The sequence below is a fragment of the Mycoplasma simbae ATCC 49888 genome (assembly GCF_000702705.1).
Classification (GTDB): Bacteria; Bacillota_I; Bacilli_A; order Mycoplasmatales; family Metamycoplasmataceae; genus Mycoplasmopsis; species Mycoplasmopsis simbae.
Genome location: NZ_JNJG01000004.1, coordinates 170,781 through 187,821, shown reverse-complemented (window position 1 = coordinate 187,821; position 17,041 = coordinate 170,781). Strand labels below are relative to the sequence as shown.

The following is a 17,041-nucleotide window of genomic DNA, read 5'->3' as shown; positions in this document are numbered from 1 at the left end:
AAAACATAAAAATGTATTCAATAACGATTACAAAAACAACTTATTGGTAAAATTTAATGGCAAGGAGATGAAAATGAAAGAAATTATTTATGATTACCCATACATTTTTAAAAACAATAACAACGCAGAGCAAAACATAATTTTTGTACACGGATTCAATTCAAGCCCAGCAGCTTTTAAAATTTTTGAAAAATACTGAACAAAATCAAATTATTATGCAATTCAATTCCCTGGTAACAGTGGCGTTAAAGCAGTCAAGGACCACCAAATAAATGTGTATCAATATGCACGTTTACTGGTTGAATTTGTTGAGAAAAACAACTTAAAAAATGTTGTTTTAATTGGTCACTCAATGGGCGGAGGAACCATTTCGCTAGCAAACAAACTTAAACCAGAATTATTTTCGAAAATGGTTTATATTGCACCAATGAATAAAACTTCTTTAGCAACTGCTGAAAACTATAGAAACACATACTTTCCTAAGACTTTTGAAGAATTTTTATTATTCATGGATGCATTATATTTTGATACAACCAAATTCACAAGCAATAAAAATTGAATGAATTTGACCAAATCAACATTTGATCCAAATCATTTTAACAATGAAGATGTTTTGGAATTGGGTGCTTCTTTACCTGTTATGCAACTTCATCTAGATATTGAAGAAGGTCTTAAATCAATCAAAGTTCCAACACTATTAATCTTAGGTGAAAAGGATGGGGTTATCGACAGAGACAATTGCTTAAAATATTTTGACGAATGTGTTGAGAATGTTAAAACCTTATACATTCCTAAAACAGGTCACATGATGTTTGAAGAAGATTGAGATAGCTTTATTAATATTCTAGAACCATTTCTAACCAATTAATGCAACAAATGTTGCATTTTTTGTATAAAAAAACACACAAAAACGTGTATTTTACTCAAATTCGATGTTGTGGAATACTTCTTGAACATCGTCATCATCTTCTAGTTTAGCAACAAATTCTTTAATTTTATCGGCTTTTTCGCCTTCAAAAACCACTGTTGAGTTAGGAACATATGTAACTTCGCATTGCATAAATTCACTAATTCCTAGTTCATTTTCTAGTGCTTGTTTTAAATCGCTAAAGTTTTCAGGTGTACAAGTAATTAAGTATGAATCTTCAAAAACTTCAATATCGCTAGCACCTTTATCTAATGCTGTTAAAGTGATTGTGTCCTCATCGATTAATGATTTATTAATTTCTAGTAAACCTAATAGATCAAATTGGAATGGAACTTGACCAGTTTTACCTAAAACAGCATTTTGACGGTTAAATAAAGCGGTCATTGAAGATTTGGTACGGTTTAAGTTGTCGCTTAGAGTTTTAATTAAAAATGTTGCTCCACCAGTAATTGTTGCGTTGAAAAGAGTTTCTACAAATGAAGCTCCTTCTTTAGCTTCACCTTTTGCTTTAGCTAAAGCTCTTTCAATGTTTGCTTTAGGCATATTTTTTGCCTTAGCTTTTGAAATAGCTAATTTTAAAGCTGGGTTTGTATCTGGGTCAGGCCCACCAGCACCTGTTGCAACAACATAGATTTCTTTAAAAAGTTTTTGGAAAATTTTACCTCTAGCAGCATCTTGAGCCCCTTTTCTGTGAGCTATATTGGCTGAGTGTGAGTGTCCTGCCATATTAATTTCTCTCCTTTAAAAATTGTTCAATAGTTTTGGGTTGATATGCTTTTTGGCGTTTGTGTTGAGTTGCCTTGTGCAATCTACTAATTTTTAATTTTATATTAGAATTCAATATTTGTTTATTATTATTTAAATAATTATCTAATTCTGCGTATGAAAAACCCAATTCATCTTCATCGCTTTGACCTTCTCATAAACCCGCAGAAGGTTTTTTATCAATAATGCACTGAGGCACATTTAGGTGTTTAGCAAGCAATTGCACCTCATTTTTTAATAGCCTGCTAATTGGTAAAATGTCTACCCCACCATCGCCAAATTTTGTGAAATAACCAATATAAACTTCATCCTCGTTGTCAGTTCCGGCCACTAAATAATTATTTTGCTGAGCTAAAGCATAAAGAGTTGTCATTCTCAATCTAGGCTTAATGTTGCTAATTGCCATTTTATTGTCTATATTTAACGTATTAAATAAAGAGTCAAATGTGTTTTTTAAATCAATAGTAACCGTGTTTAGGTGAATATTTTGTTTTAATTGTTCAATATGATCTAAATCAAAAGACATTGAATCTATTGGCATAATTACACCGAGTGTATTATCTGGAAAAGCTTTTTTAGCAAGCGCAGCTACTAGAGCTGAGTCAATACCTCCGCTAATCCCAACAATAATACCATTCGCTTTTGCTATAACAACTCTTTGCTTTAATCAATCAATTAAATATTGGCTATATTGTTCGATTCTTTCAGTTAATGGTACTGAATTAACTGTGTTTTTTTCACGTAAACCAATGCGTTTTTTCATAATTCCTCCAATAAATTAATATTGTATAATTTTTTCATAAAAAGGAGAAACATGAGAAAATTATTTGATTTTATATTCAAAATATCAGTAAAAAGAAAAGCAGTTTTAGGCACTTTTATTGTTTTTTCTGTGATAAATGTGTTGACATTTTTTGGCATGTCTGTATTTATGAATGTAGCACTAGATGCTAGAGAATATTCGGCAATATTAGCACAAAACATGAGTATTGGAATTATCTCTTCGGCTGTTTTGGTACTCACGCTTATATCAAGTTTTGTCGTTATGTATTCGTTCAAAAATGAAGGTTTAGAATATGTAATGTACTCAAAACCTTTCAGCCGTAAGACAATATTTAGAGCTAAATTTTTAGCATCTAATGCGGTGGCTCTGATATACAATACTTCATTTATTGTTCTAGTATTTATTTTAGCTCTGATAGTAATAGCTATAGGCAACCCCGCTTTAATTACTTCACTATTGATAAAATTTGTATTATCATTGATTTTAACACCTATTTTGGTTATTTTAATCAACTCAATTGGAGCAGCTTTATCAAATGTGTTAACCAACAAAACATTCTTAATAGCAACAATTTTGCCTTGATTTGCACTAAATTTTGTGGCTGGAATACTTATAGGACTAACCCCGATATATGATGCATCAGTAGCAAGAGTTGAAACAGGCGCTTCAAAAGAAGCGGTTTTAGATAAAAACACTGAGATTAGCGTAGATTTAAACAACGAATACAAAAATAATTTAATTGGCGGCAACACAACATATTTTCTTAACGATGAAAAAGGCACATACTACCAATATGACACAATTGCCTACAATTTAAACCCACTTAGATATGCAGTTTTAATTACACCAAGTGTTTATGTATATAACTTTTACAACTTAGCAGGTGGTAAAAGTCAAAAAATTTCATTCCTAGAAAAAGCAGATTATACAGATTTTACATTTGAAGTATCGCATCTAGGTAGAGAAACCAAATACTATAAACTAGCTCAAAACTTAGACTTAGATTTTACAAGTGTAACAAATATTAACAAAGCTTTTTCAGAATCAAATGGTTTTAGATTTGCTGATTCACCATTATCAATCTTTATCAATGATTTTAACCACTTGTTAAACATTGACGGCGAAAGAGTTTTAATGCTTGTAACAAACAATTCTGTGTTTGCTTCAAATTCACTTCCTGGTTATTCAAACATCGAATTTATAGAAAAAATACTAGAAAAAAACAAATATAAAGAACAAATTGAATCAGATTCATCAATAATTTCTCTTCAAGGTGTTCTAGCAACTATTAAAAGTGAAGTAGAACAACAACTGCTATCTTCAATCAAGAAAAATGTTAATTTTGATATCCAAAACGACAAATTAAAAGAAGCTAAACGAATAATTATAGGATCTTCATCTTTAGGCGAAGTCAAAGCAAAATTACAAGCCAAATTAGGTGATGAATTAAGCACCTATGCACAAGTAAATGCAATGATTGAAAGAGCGCAAAGCTTTATCCAACTTTATTTGGAAATTAAAATTGGTAATGAAATTGCCAAAGCGTATGGCTACCAAAAATTATCAGACTCAATTGGCCTAAATGAGTTGTTATATAGCGAATACGAATTTGAAAAAGCTTATAAACTAACCAGCATAAATGTTCTTCCTTGATATGTGTTTTTACCTCTATTAGGATTATTATCATATGGTTTCTATACAGCAGGTAGAAAAGGCTATGAAAGAAAAGATTTTAAATCGTAGGAGCAAAAATGAAATTAGCAATTCAATTTAAAAACGTTAATAAATATTTCAAAAATAAAAAAACACAATTTCAAGCTCTAAACAATGTTAGTTTTGATGTGAAATCAGGTCAATTTCACGGTTTTATAGGTGCAAATGGCGCCGGCAAAACAACACTAATTCGTACCCTTTTAGGTTTTTATCCAGGTTACACAGGCGAAATATACATTGATGGCGTAGACGTTAAGAATGAAAAAGTAAAAGAAAGAATAGGCTATATTCCTGAAGTGGCCACATTTCCAGTTTCACTTTCTATTTTAGAATATCTTAAAGAAATGGCTATTTTATCAGGTATTGACTCTAAAGATGCTAAAGGCAAGTGCGAGGAGCAATTAAGCAAACTAAATCTAGAAAAAGAATTTTGATCTAGAAAAGGAAAAGACCTTTCATCTGGGCAACAGAAAAAAGTTTTGCTGGCACAAGCGCTTATTAACTCTCCAGACTTGTTAATTTTAGACGAACCTGCTGCCAACCTTGATCCCAAAGCCAGAGTTGAGTTGTACGAAACCTTACACAGACTAAATAAAGATAAGCACATTACTATTTTTATTTCAAGCCACATTTTAAGTGAATTAGAGCAATATATAGATTCATATACCGTCTTAGATAAAGGTCAAGTTAAAGAATCAACTACAATTGAGCAAAAACGTAAAGAAGCCAAAGACTCATACAGAATCGTTTCCGATTCATGCAATAAGATTATTGATCTTATTGAACAAAACAAAGAAAAATACTCAATTATATACTCACTTAAAGACGAAAAATCACTAGTTATTGAGTGCGAAAGTGAAATATTCAAAAAGCTTTCTATACTTATTATTCAATCTGGCATTGAGGTTGAATACATTGGTAAAAATTCAAAAACATTGAATGAAATTTACTTTGATGCCAAAGCAAAAGAATAGAAAAATTGGTGTACACGCACCAATTTTATTATTCTTGTTCAACCATTATTATGTTTCTTTTAGCTTTTGCTTGATCAAAGTTATTATTAGGGTCACTTAGATCAAAAATTAATTCTCGTATTTTAGATGCATTTGCATCATCTGAAATTATTTTATCTCATGATGATTCCTTCAGTGAAATCATATACTCCAGTGTTTCTGGGTCTGTATTTAAGTTAGGCATTTTGAGCAACTCTGACCAATCCTCAGCTTTAAATTCAACAATATGTTTTGCGATTTCATCTCAATTGCTTCTTAGGTTAAAGTTGCCAAACAAGCTTGAACCATAGAATGCTTTAAAATCAGTAGTTTCATTACTTAATTTAATTGAACCTTCATTCAATAAATCATAGTTATTTGTGTAAAAATCATTGACAAATCATACAAAATAGTTAATTTTAAAGTCAACATAATTTTGTGCAAGAGCTTGCAAACGCTCGTCAATTTTGTCGATTAAATCCATTATTTGTTTTGGCGAATCAGTATCTTGTTTTTTGGCTTGAATTATATAAACTTGTTTACTTTCGTGGTTTATTCAAGCTAAATTTACTCTAAATTTGCAAGATTTTGAAGCACTGACAAGTTGTTCGGGCGTAAGATCTTCTGCCTCACCTTCCAAAGCAGTTTTATCAATATATTTAAGATTGAATGAATTCTTTAAAAATTCAGTGTTTTCTGAATCAAAAGATTGACTAAATGTGTATTCTGCACACTCTAAGATGAATTTATAGTACTTGTTCTCCTGCGTTCTTAAGAAAGATTGTTCCATTTTGGTCACGATGTTAAATGGATGCAAATTTGAATTATAACGGTAGGGCGCATCAAAAAGTTTTTGCAAAAGTTTAGGTCCATTGCCACTTAATAGTGCTTGTTTAAGTCTTAATTTAAAGCCTGCGTAATCCATGTTTATCTCCTTGGGTAAACTTGCGTAAAGTTATAAATAAATAATACAAAAATTAAAGCAATAGGCATAAATAAAAAGTGCAAAAGCACTTTTAGAATTTATTATTTGGCAAATACAATCTTCCATCAACAGAAGCAACATTTGAGATTGTAATTAGTGCATTTTTGTCGACAGCACGAATTTTTTTGATCAATCTAGGTACTTGTTTATATAGCGTAATTGATGAAAGAACTTTGGTTTTAGAACCTGAATATCCGCCTTCGCCAACGGTGATTGTAAAGCTATTAATTGTTTTTTGATCTCCGATAATTGCAGCTTTAATTGCACTCATGTGAGGTGAGTAAACTTTGCATTGAACAACTTTAAATCTAGGGAATAATTTGTTAAGCGAGTATACAAACACAAAGTTAGAAATTAATGTTGACACAAGATTTGGTGAAAAATACATTGAAGGTGATCAAGCAAGTGATTTAAGTTGACTTAATGTTTCAATAATTTTTCCCTGCTTATAAATATCGTCCGGTGCAATATTTTGCGCAAGCAATTTTCATTGCTCAACACCATTAGAAGCTATAGCATCAATTAATAAACTACCTGGTAAATACGAACCAACCAAAACAGCAACGGTTAATATACCCAAGTTAATATAACCATTCATGGTTCCAAAGTTTTTACGTTTAACCACTGACATGTATTCGCCAATAATTCCAGTCACACCCGCTGAACCACCAATAATTGCAATAACAGCAAAGAAATATGCCAATAAAATACCATAAACTACACCAAAAATCATTTGCGCAATTACGTTTCCAGCATCATTTCAATCTAGAGGAATTAGTGATCACATTTGTGATTTATTACCCCAGTAATTTGTTGTTATATACGATTTTAATTCTGCTGGAATTGTATTGTGTTCAAAATTACCGATAATATATAGTTTTCCTGAACCTGGAATTTGGCCAATACCAAACGAAACTAAACTTGAAATACCTAAAAATAGCAATGTTAATAGTGTAAAGACTTTGCCAGCTTTTTTTCAACCGAATATAAACACTGGCGTAGAAAGTACAATGTACAAAATCCAGAACAATGCGTGGTCTATTACATTATAAATTTCAGGTGTGATATTGACATTATCCCTTAGCAAAACGTTTGTTAATCTTGCCGTTGATTGTCCAAATGCTGCTGCACCAAAGTTATAAATCCCTGGGTTTTTAACAAAAAACACGCTAATAACACCAAATATTACTGCCAAACCAGAAGTTATGGCGGCTAGTTTTCACATTGGCATAGGTGCGTAAAATCTAGACAATCTAAGCACAAAATTTGACATTTTTGTGTATCTATACTCAGTATTTTTACGCTTTACTGTTTTTAAAACGGGGCTATCAGGCTCTTGCGTAAAAATATCTAAATGCGAATTGTCACAATCATGCTCTTGAGTTTTCTTTAGATCTTCTTGAGACATTTTCTCTCCTTTCAATCTGTGAATAAAAAAGATAACTAAGCAAAGTTAGTTGAATTTTTTGTACTAAAATTATAAATTATTTTTTTTAAAAGCCTAAATATATATAATTTAATATTAATATTAATAGAGTTTTAGGAGGGAAAATGTCAGAACAAAAAGAATATGGTGCTTCGAATATACGTGTTTTAAAAGGACTAGAAGCTGTTAGGGTTAGACCAGGAATGTATATTGGTTCAACAGGGCCAAGGGGCTTACACCACTTAATTTGAGAAATCGTGGATAACTCAGTTGATGAATGTATGGCTGGATATGCTGACAAAGTTTCAATTACTTTAACAGTTGATGGCTATGCCATTATTGAAGATAACGGACGTGGAATTCCTACTGATACTCACCCTGAAACTGGTTTATCAACTGTAGAAACTGTTTTAACGGTGTTGCACGCCGGTGGAAAATTTGACTCTGAAAGCTACAAAGTATCAGGTGGGTTGCATGGTGTAGGTGCATCAGTAGTTAATGCTTTAAGTACTGATTTTGAAGTTTGAGTTAAAAGAAATGGCAAATTGCATTACGCAAAATTTGCTAACGGTGGAGAAATTATCAATCACTTAAGTGTAATTGGCGAAGTTGAACCATCAGATACAGGTACAAAAGTTAAATTCCATCCTGATTTTTCAATTATGGATGAACACCCATTTGATAAAAACGTCATTGTAGACCACGCTAAACAAATTGCTTACCTAAATAGAGGTCTAAAAATTTCAGTTCAAGATGAGCGTGATAACTCAAATGTTGAATTTCACTTTGAAGGTGGAATAGTTGACTACGTTAAAGAACTAAATAAAGGCCAAAAATTAATTCATAATGATGTAATTTATGCAGAAGGTGAATACGCTTATGGCGATGAAGCCCCGGTGGCGGTTGAAGTTGCTGTTCAATACAACGAAAAAATTACAAGCAATGTTGTTTCGTATGCAAACAACATTATTACAGTTGAAGGCGGAACACACGAAAGTGGATTTTATGACGCTTTAGTGCGTTTGATTAATAATTATGCTATCTCTAACTCATATGTAAAAAACGAAGATGATAAATTCACTCGTGACGATATTAAAGAAGGAATTGTTGCAATTATTTCAGTTAAACATACCGACCCAATTTTTGAAGGCCAAACAAAAGGTAAATTAGGTAACAAAGACGCAAGAATTGCGGTGAATAAAGTATTTAGTGAATCGTTAGAACGTTTTTTAAATGAAAACCCTAATGAAGCAAAAAGATTAGTGCAAAAAATTCATGAAGCACGTAGATCAAGACTGGCTGGTCAAGCTGCTCGGGACGCCGCTAGACGTAAAACTGTTTTTGATTCAGGCTCATTACCGGGTAAATTAGCTGATTGCTCTTCAAAAAACGCAGAAATTAGTGAACTATACATTGTTGAGGGTAATTCAGCTGGCGGTTCAGCTAAAAACGGTAGAAACCGTGAAACACAAGCTATTTTACCTTTAAGAGGTAAAGTTATTAATGTTGAAAAAAATACTCCAAGTAAAGTATTTGCTAACGCTGAAATTTTATCTTTAATTTCAGCATTAGGTACAGGTGTGGGTGAAGATTTTAATATTAATAAGTTAAGATACCACAAGATTGTGATTATGACCGATGCCGACGTTGACGGTTCACACATTAGAACGCTTCTGCTAACTTTCTTTTACCGTTATTTTAGACCTTTAATTGAATATGGTTTTATTTACATTGCTCAACCACCTTTATATAGACTGCAACAAGGTAAAACACTTAAATATGTATATTCAGATCAAGAAAAAGAAAAAGTTATGGCTGAATTAAACAATGGACAAAAAATTACTGTGCAACGTTATAAAGGTTTAGGTGAAATGGATGCCGAGCAACTTTGAGAAACAACTATGGATCCAGAAAACAGAAAAATGTTGCAGGTGCAAATTGCAGATGCCGCTAGAGCGGATTGAGTGTTTACTACCCTAATGGGTGGTGAAGTGTTCCCTCGTCGTGAATTTATTGAAGAAAATGCCAAATATGTAAAAAATATTGATTTATAAGCACTCAGGTGCTTTTATTTTGCAAAAAACAAAAAAACATTATTTTATTTACTCAAAAAATCGTTTTTTGTAATAAAATAATGTTATCAAAGCTTTGGAAAGGAGCAAAAAATGCTTAGAGAAATTAGCGAAAAAGAATTTAAAGAACAAGTTTATCCAGTCGAAAAAGGAACATACCTATTAGTGTTTCACGCACTATGATGTCCTCCATGTAGAAACTTCAAACACTCATTAGAGGAATTATCTGAAAAAGATGGATTTAATGTGTACCGTATTGATGTAGACGCAAACCTACAATTACCAAACGAATTTGGTGTTAAAAACCTTCCAACTTGATTTGTAATTAAAGACGGTCAAGTTGCTGAAAAAATGGTTGGTTACTACACATACGCAGACTTAAGAGCTCACTTGGAAAAATACCTTTAATTAGAGGTATTTTTTTATGCTTTTTATTGGCTTGTTCGCTTTGCTATAATTAAATTATGAAAATAATAAGTGACAACCGTAAAGGTATGCATGGATATCAAATTATTGATAAGTACGAAGTGGGCATAGTTTTGCAAGGATGAGAGGTCAAGTCAGCACGCGCAAATACCGTTCAATTAACTAATTCTTATTGTTTTTTCCGCAATAATGAATTGTTTTTAACTAACGCAACTTTTAAACAATACATGCTAGTTAAATGTGATGAAACCCAAGACCGTAAATTATTAATGCACAAAAACGAACTTATAAGGCTAGCCAATAAAAAAGATCGTTTGGGTAATGCCACTATTTTGCCAACTAAAATTTATTTTAATAATAAAAGCAAAATTAAACTCGAGATAGCTTTGGTATCAAGTATGAACAAGGCCGATAAAAGAGAAGAGATCAAAAAAAGAGATAATGACCGTTATTTAAAGAAAGTTATGCAGAGTTATAAATAATCGTTTCTAAATAGTGCTAATGCACTATTTTTTACGTGATTAATTTGACTGTGAATAAGTAATATAATTTAATTGAGGTAAAAATGAAAAGAAAAAATATAATTTTAAGCACAATTTTAACAACAATTCCATGCTTGTCGTTATCTTCGGTATCGGCTAAAATTACTGATAAGAATTCTTATATTAATAATATTAACATCACTGAATACAATACTATTAAAAATCTATTAACGCCATATTATCACAAACTAGGTCTAGGAAAATATCTTAATAAAGTTGAAAATTATAATTCTACAGATTTTGATAAGGTAGGTATTATAGAAGTTGATGATGTTGATTCAACTTTATTGCTTTCTAAAAATCCTAATTTTACCCTTGTTAAAATTAAAAATGAAGAAGAACATGTTTATGGTGATCACGGATTTTATGTCACGTCAATAGTTGGAACAGATTTGGGTATCAATAAAAATGCACGAGTTTATTTTGATTATATATACGAGGAAGATGATGATGCAGATAATATCTTACTTAAAAAGGTTAAATACATGCATCAAAATCACGGTATATCTTTGTTTAATATGAGTTTAGGTCATGAAGGTAGCCCATACAATTATTTACGAGAAAAAAAATCAAAATCAGACAAAAATAATAAAAAGAAACTTGTAAAAACAAATGCGTCTAATTACGCAGAGGATACTGACTTATTAAATGCCTATCATTATTTATGCGAATTAATTGTTGCCAAGCTATACCTTGATGATAATGATCTTAAACCTGAGCTAAGGATATTTAATAAAAACCAGATTCGCAAAAAATATTTAGATTTAGAAGAATACGCAGTTAGAAATGATATAAAAATAGTTAAATCGACTGGAAATATAAACCATGATTTTAAGGTCGCTCTTAATAAAACATTATTTTTTGAAGAGAATGGATATATATTTGGTAATTTAGTTGAAAAAATCAGGCATGATTTTGATACCATATTAACCCCATACATGAACAGTGACGCACAAAGCTCTTCTAAGTTTAATTCCTTTGATTTTGAATTGCTAAATTCAATATTGAATGAGAATGAAATATTCGGAGTAAGTATAAAAACAGAAAATTTATTGAAACAATCACTAAGTAGGACATCAATGCAAAACAGCTATTTGGATTGACAAAACCTAACTTATTGTGAAAATTTCATAAATGTTGGATCGGTTGATTTCAACAATACTGCTTCATATTTTTCCTCATATAACGACAATAAACACGAGGACTTTCCTCTTGTTAGTGCATACGGCAATTCTTTATATTCTGACAGATTGTTTATTAATTCTTCCAAATATAAAAATCATTATGAAGATTTTATTAGTTTAAATATCGAAGAACACTTAAAAAGCAAGTTGGTAGGTTTAACAAAATTTTTGGGTACGAGCAAAGCTGCACCAATGATAACTGGTCTGATATCCCTATTACAACACGAGCTACAGAAAAATCTTTCTTTAGCAGAGACAAAATTAATTTTGGCTTCATCATCCACTTATTCAAGTAAAACCGATGAAATAAAAATAACTAATTCATATTACCTAACTAGTCCAAATGAATTCCTAATGAAAAATTTAGCTAAGTCTAAAACAGGTTACGGCATTCCTAAATTTTTTAAAATGCTTAAAATTGCAAAAAGCAATAATCTTAAAAATCATATTTCAGATATAAATAAGCTAGCACTAGAACAAGAGTTGAAAATTAATTTTGATACAAATCTAACTGATATCTCAATAAAAAAAGGTTCCCACTTAACGACAACCTCAATTCTTGTTAAGAAGTTGTTGTTTGAAGATTTTTTAAAAATACTTAAAAATAAAGAACCTGAGCTTACTAAAGAAGTGGATGAAGCAAACAAATATACAAATCAATCCCAAAACAGGCGCCTTCATATTGATCCTATAGGCGATAGAGATAATATAAAACTTAACTCAAAAATTTCTTATGAGAACAAAAATGCTTCTCCCTATGGAGAATACACGGAATTAATATTTAAAAGTGAGTATAGCGATAGTACTTTAAGCGATATTGAAAGAACATACTTTTTGTATAACGATAACGCAAATAACGCAAAATTTAGTTACTCAATCGTATTTAAAGAATTAGATTACTATTTGAACTCATTTTGACATTATGCGTTGTACAAAACAGGAAATCAAGATGATTACATTTGATATGGATACGGCGACACAATTCGCAAAAGATACCCTTATATGTTATCTTTTTATGAAAAGCTTGAACATTTAAGGGATTTATACTTTGAATATTTAAAAAAATACACAACTTTATTATCTTACACGGAGATCCATTAAATGCTGAAAAAAATGTTACTCTTAGCAATACCTCTAATCTCGCCCACATTTCTTGTTTCATGTGTATATACAAAAAATGATAAAGATTCAACCGTGTATTTATCTCGGGAGGAAAAGGATTCAATAGATAAACTTGACGAGTTATTGTCCACCCATGGATCAAAATTAACCGCAAGAAAGATTCTAAACTACTGAAATGATGTGGAGTTAGTTAAAAAAATTGTTGAAAAGCATTTATCCTCGGCAGAAAGATATTATGATGTTTTCATAATTAATATGCTCGCATCTATATTGGGAAATCACCAAAAAATAGAAATAAAAAAATATATTTCACCTTATTTATCATATCTTACAAAGCAATATTATTTTACAGATTCGGGCCGCAAAATAAATACCAATGTTTTATTGGGGTCAAGAAAGCAGAGTCTTGAATTATTTAATTTACACTTGCAAAAAATACAAAATGCATTCTTAAAATCAACAATAAAAGATCAAGATAACAATATACTTAAATCAATAAGTGATATTGCGTTTTTAAATGCATATGATAATACAATTAATTACGACACTTTTGATCCTCAAATACCTTCTTCGGGACCTAGCATTATTCCTGCCCAGTACGAAAATAATAGCAAAAAAAGATATTATGATTATGTCACAAACATTAAAAGGTCCTGAACGAATCACGAAGATTATAGATTCAAAACCAACGGAAAATTGTTTAAAACAACCCATTTTTTAAGAACTAATAAGCCTGAATTGTTTATAAATCAAGATAAATACATTTTAAATTTAAACGTCAATAAATTAAATATAAATAATCTACGTTATAAAGTTTATAATAGCACTCACACCGGTATATCATGCCTCATTGTTTCAGTGTATACAAATCCAAAACAAGCATTATTTTTCGATGAATTCTTGATGCATTACAACAGCCCAATAAAACAACAAGATTTTACAGAAATAAATATTGATATAACTGATGAAATTAATAAAATAGGGTTGAATAATATTGACTTGCTTTTCGTAAATGGGTACGACGGATACAACAGCTGAGTAAACGATATATTAAATGATACAGTTGCTAAATCATCTGAATTGTGAAAATATGTTAAAAATGAACAAAATGTTGGAAATAAACCTATTTTGTTGTGAAGAGAAGGACTGGATTATAGCTGAGATAATCAAGAAGAGTATAAGTCTATTATAGCAATGATGAAAAGAAAAAACTTTAAAGCAGGGGCATAATGTATAAAAAAATAATTATTACCGGTCTCACACTAATTCCTCTTATCATTTCCGCCGCTTGTGTAAGCAACGTACAAAATAATGATACAAAGCAACAAAATTATCAAGAATTCGATTCCCTAATGCAATTATGAGGTTTAAATATTCATGCTAAAGATGTTCAAAAATATTGAGGCGATAATGAATTACTAACTAATATTATTAAGTTAAGTAAATCAAGTCCAACCCGTGAGCATGACAGCCTAATTATGAGTATGCTCGCATACATTTTTGTTAATAATAATCTCTCTACAAAACACTTTGCGAATTCGTATCTAAAATATATTGAGTATTTTGTGCCAAATTACATTTTTAACGCTTCGACAACCAAAGAATCAAATGCTTTTTTCAATTTTAACTCAATAGAACTTGAGGCAAAAAACTTTATCATTAATGAAGCCTTCGAAATTCTCGGAACACCAATTGATAATAGCGCAGAATTTAATAAAAAACTTAATGTTATCGCTTTTGTAAATGCTTTTGAAAATACGATTGGTACGAATGTTTTTAATCAAAAATACACAGGCTCGCCACTAAATAATATTGAAAAAAATGATTGAAAAAATAAATTAGATATCAAATACCGCACAAATGATTGACTATATAACCACTCAAATGAAGTTCGCGTGAAAAATGTTAAATTAATACAAAACCGTGATAAATTCTTTGTCACTTTCAATATCAATAATGCTGCAAACAAACGTATTGACATTAACACTGAAGTAATCAATATAAATGGCAAAAAAATTATCAATATTCAGGTCGAAGAAGTTCCTAAAAATGCTATGTATTTTGATGAATTTATAAGCTATTATTCTGGTAGAAAAAATGAACCTGATAACTCGTTAGAATCTTATGATATCTCTGAAATTGTACAAAAAGACGGCTTAGAAAACATATTTGCAGTTTACGTAAACAGTACTGATGCTTATAATCGACATGTAAATGGATATTTAAATAACTTGATTTTAAAATCGCCAGATTTATGGACATATTATAAGCAACAAACAAACACCCTTGATATTCCATTAATAATCACCCGTGATGCTCTTGACTTCAAATACCAAAATGATGCTGAATTTGAGTCAATAATTGACAAAATATCTAAATAGAAAAACACAGAATTTCTGTGTTTTTTGCTTTATTTTTGTGTAATTATCATTGGTCTAAACTCAGTTTTAATAGTGTCGAATTCTTTTTTAGTTTCATCAAGTTTTTGAATATCGGTATCGTGGATAGCTCTTTCGATATTTTCACCAATTTTATGATAATCAATAAAGATTTTAGCCTTATATTTTTTCTGAGTATCGTAGATAGAGTGTGTACCAATATCAGTTAGGCGAAGTTGATTATCATTAGATGAAACTAAGTTTACAAATGATTCGTGTGTAGAACAAACAACATTAACATGTTTATTATCAATTAGATACTTTTGGAATTTTTGAACATCTTGATTTTTACGGTTATCAATTGAATAACGTTCATATTCAATTCCTAAATATTCACAGGCAGTTTTAAAGCCTTCAAAACGCAACTCTTTTTGACGCTCTGACAATTTAACATCGTCGGCATAAATAATTTTTTGATTTTCTTCGATATAGTCATGAAAACTTCTAGTAACTGAATAAAATGCATTTTTAACATCTACATCAATTCAATTTATACCCTCAACAGGCTCTCCATACACAACCAAAGTTGAATCAATAGGGTGATCTTTCAAAAAGTTTAAGATCATGTCGTTTTCACGCTTAGGTAAAAACAGAACCAACGCATTAGGTTTTCAAGCTAAGCAGTATCTAATAGTTTCAATATATTTGTGTTGTTCAATTGAAGAATGAGTGATAAAAACTTTTTTATTTCTATCATTTGCACTGCCTTCAATACCACTTATGATGTGACCATATGAACTATCAAAAACATCAGGAACAATTGCAAAAATTGAGTTACTTCTACCTTTTATTAATCTAGCACCATTATTTGGATAATATCCGTGTTCTCTAACTACTTTTTCAATTCTTGAACGTGTTTTTTTGCTTACATAACCGCCATTATAGAAACGGCTAACTGTACTTATCGATACTTTTGCAAGTGTGGAAATATCTTTATATGAAAAACTTCTCATATTTTTATTATATTACAATATATACAATTTTGACGGCTTTTGCTATAATTAATAAGCCAATAGAACAATAACATTGTAACCTGGTCAGGGCGGGAACGCAGCAGCCACATCAATAAGTGTTGTGTCTGTTGGTTTTTATATATTTTTGGCAATAAACAAAATTGTTGTTTTGCCATATTTTTTTTCTTTTTGAATAATTAAGCCCTCAGGCATTGCAACTTCCGTTGGATTATCTGTTTCAACAACTATTAAACCTAAATCATTCAGGAAGCTGTTTTGAACAATTAAATCCAAACTTTTGTTGATAATTTCAGTATTTTTATAAGGCGGATCAATAAAAATAAAATCAAACACTCTGCCGTGCATACTGGTCAAAAATGCAATTGCATCTATTTTAAATACTTGCGCATTATTGATTTTTAATGTGTTAAGGTTTTGTTCAATTACTTTTATTGCTTCGCGCGAATTATCGACAAAAACACATTTCATTGCATCATTGCTCAATGCTTCAATACCCATTGCCCCACTGCCTGCAAATAAATCTAAAACAATTTTGTTTGCCAAATCAAAACGCAAAGTGTTGAATATTGCCTCGCGAATATTGTCTTTGGTTGGTCTAGTATTTGATTTATCGGGGCTAACAAGCAATAATCTGCGGTATTTGCCTGAAATAACTCTTAACATAGAGCCTCCTTATAATGTGGTATCATA

The 17,041-nt window shown here is 30.8% G+C and carries 15 protein-coding genes and 1 other RNA gene; 10 read left to right on the top strand and 6 right to left on the bottom strand.

The window, feature by feature from the left end:
- Positions 1-73: 73 nt before the first annotated feature.
- Complete coding sequence (locus T329_RS0100925) at positions 74-868, top strand: alpha/beta fold hydrolase (protein ID WP_029608569.1); 795 nt, start codon at positions 74-76, stop codon at positions 866-868.
- A gap of 51 nt (positions 869-919) precedes the next feature.
- On the opposite strand, the gene T329_RS0100920 is transcribed toward T329_RS0100925, so the two are convergent.
- Together T329_RS0100920 and nadE are read right to left on the bottom strand one after the other, a co-directional pair.
- A complete protein-coding gene (locus T329_RS0100920) occupies positions 920-1,654 on the bottom strand; it encodes a YebC/PmpR family DNA-binding transcriptional regulator (protein ID WP_029608568.1) in 735 nt (244 codons plus the stop codon).
- A gap of 1 nt (position 1,655) precedes the next feature.
- Positions 1,656-2,405, bottom strand: a complete 750-nt coding sequence (gene nadE / locus T329_RS0100915; RefSeq protein ID WP_425411725.1) for an NAD(+) synthase — start codon at positions 2,403-2,405, stop codon at positions 1,656-1,658.
- A gap of 102 nt (positions 2,406-2,507) precedes the next feature.
- Between nadE and T329_RS0100910 the strand changes: the two genes are divergently transcribed.
- Together T329_RS0100910 and T329_RS0100905 are read left to right on the top strand one after the other, a co-directional pair.
- Positions 2,508-4,220, top strand: coding sequence for an ABC transporter permease (locus T329_RS0100910; protein WP_029608566.1), 1,713 nt, complete (start codon positions 2,508-2,510; stop codon positions 4,218-4,220).
- A gap of 8 nt (positions 4,221-4,228) precedes the next feature.
- Positions 4,229-5,164 carry an ABC transporter ATP-binding protein gene (locus tag T329_RS0100905; RefSeq protein ID WP_029608565.1) on the top strand — a complete coding sequence of 312 codons (936 nt, stop codon included), beginning with the start codon at positions 4,229-4,231 and terminating at the stop codon, positions 5,162-5,164.
- Positions 5,165-5,192: 28 nt separating this feature from the next.
- Here T329_RS0100905 and T329_RS0100900 read toward each other — a convergent pair whose 3' ends face one another.
- Both T329_RS0100900 and T329_RS0100895 read right to left on the bottom strand, forming a co-directional pair.
- Positions 5,193-6,107, bottom strand: a complete 915-nt coding sequence (locus T329_RS0100900) for an HpyAIV family type II restriction enzyme (RefSeq protein ID WP_029608564.1) — start codon at positions 6,105-6,107, stop codon at positions 5,193-5,195.
- A gap of 91 nt (positions 6,108-6,198) precedes the next feature.
- A complete protein-coding gene (locus T329_RS0100895; protein WP_084273860.1) occupies positions 6,199-7,575 on the bottom strand; it encodes a DUF2179 domain-containing protein in 1,377 nt (458 codons plus the stop codon).
- A gap of 143 nt (positions 7,576-7,718) precedes the next feature.
- Here T329_RS0100895 and gyrB point away from each other — a divergent pair, with 143 nt between their 5' ends.
- The 6 genes from gyrB (at position 7,719) to T329_RS0100865 (ending at position 15,320) form a co-directional block, all read left to right on the top strand.
- Complete coding sequence (gyrB, locus tag T329_RS0100890; RefSeq protein ID WP_029608562.1) at positions 7,719-9,647, top strand: DNA topoisomerase (ATP-hydrolyzing) subunit B; 1,929 nt, start codon at positions 7,719-7,721, stop codon at positions 9,645-9,647.
- A 111-nt stretch (positions 9,648-9,758) separates the two neighbouring features.
- Positions 9,759-10,073 carry a thioredoxin family protein gene (locus T329_RS0100885; protein WP_029608561.1) on the top strand — a complete coding sequence of 105 codons (315 nt, stop codon included), beginning with the start codon at positions 9,759-9,761 and terminating at the stop codon, positions 10,071-10,073.
- Between the two features lie 56 nt (positions 10,074-10,129).
- On the top strand, positions 10,130-10,573 hold the full coding sequence (smpB, locus tag T329_RS0100880) for an SsrA-binding protein (protein ID WP_029608560.1): 444 nt from the start codon (positions 10,130-10,132) through the stop codon (positions 10,571-10,573).
- Positions 10,574-10,656: 83 nt separating this feature from the next.
- Positions 10,657-12,918 carry a S8 family serine peptidase gene (locus T329_RS0100875; RefSeq protein ID WP_029608559.1) on the top strand — a complete coding sequence of 754 codons (2,262 nt, stop codon included), beginning with the start codon at positions 10,657-10,659 and terminating at the stop codon, positions 12,916-12,918.
- Positions 12,919-14,169, top strand: coding sequence for a hypothetical protein (locus tag T329_RS0100870; protein ID WP_029608558.1), 1,251 nt, complete (start codon positions 12,919-12,921; stop codon positions 14,167-14,169).
- Entirely contained in the window at positions 14,169-15,320 is a 1,152-nt protein-coding gene (locus T329_RS0100865; RefSeq protein ID WP_029608557.1) for a hypothetical protein, read from the top strand. Before T329_RS0100870 ends, T329_RS0100865 begins: the two co-directional genes overlap by 1 nt.
- Before the next feature lie 29 nt (positions 15,321-15,349).
- On the opposite strand, the gene T329_RS0100860 is transcribed toward T329_RS0100865, so the two are convergent.
- Positions 15,350-16,330 carry a LacI family DNA-binding transcriptional regulator gene (locus tag T329_RS0100860; protein WP_029608556.1) on the bottom strand — a complete coding sequence of 327 codons (981 nt, stop codon included), beginning with the start codon at positions 16,328-16,330 and terminating at the stop codon, positions 15,350-15,352.
- Between the two features lie 48 nt (positions 16,331-16,378).
- On the opposite strand from T329_RS0100860, the gene ffs reads away from it, so the two are divergent.
- Positions 16,379-16,475: signal recognition particle sRNA small type (ffs, locus tag T329_RS03820), an RNA gene on the top strand.
- Here the strand turns inward: ffs and rsmD are convergent.
- Positions 16,466-17,014 carry a 16S rRNA (guanine(966)-N(2))-methyltransferase RsmD gene (rsmD, locus tag T329_RS0100855; protein ID WP_029608555.1) on the bottom strand — a complete coding sequence of 183 codons (549 nt, stop codon included), beginning with the start codon at positions 17,012-17,014 and terminating at the stop codon, positions 16,466-16,468. The two genes, ffs and rsmD, sit on opposite strands and share 10 nt — an antisense overlap.
- Between the last annotated feature and the right edge of the window lie 27 nt (positions 17,015-17,041).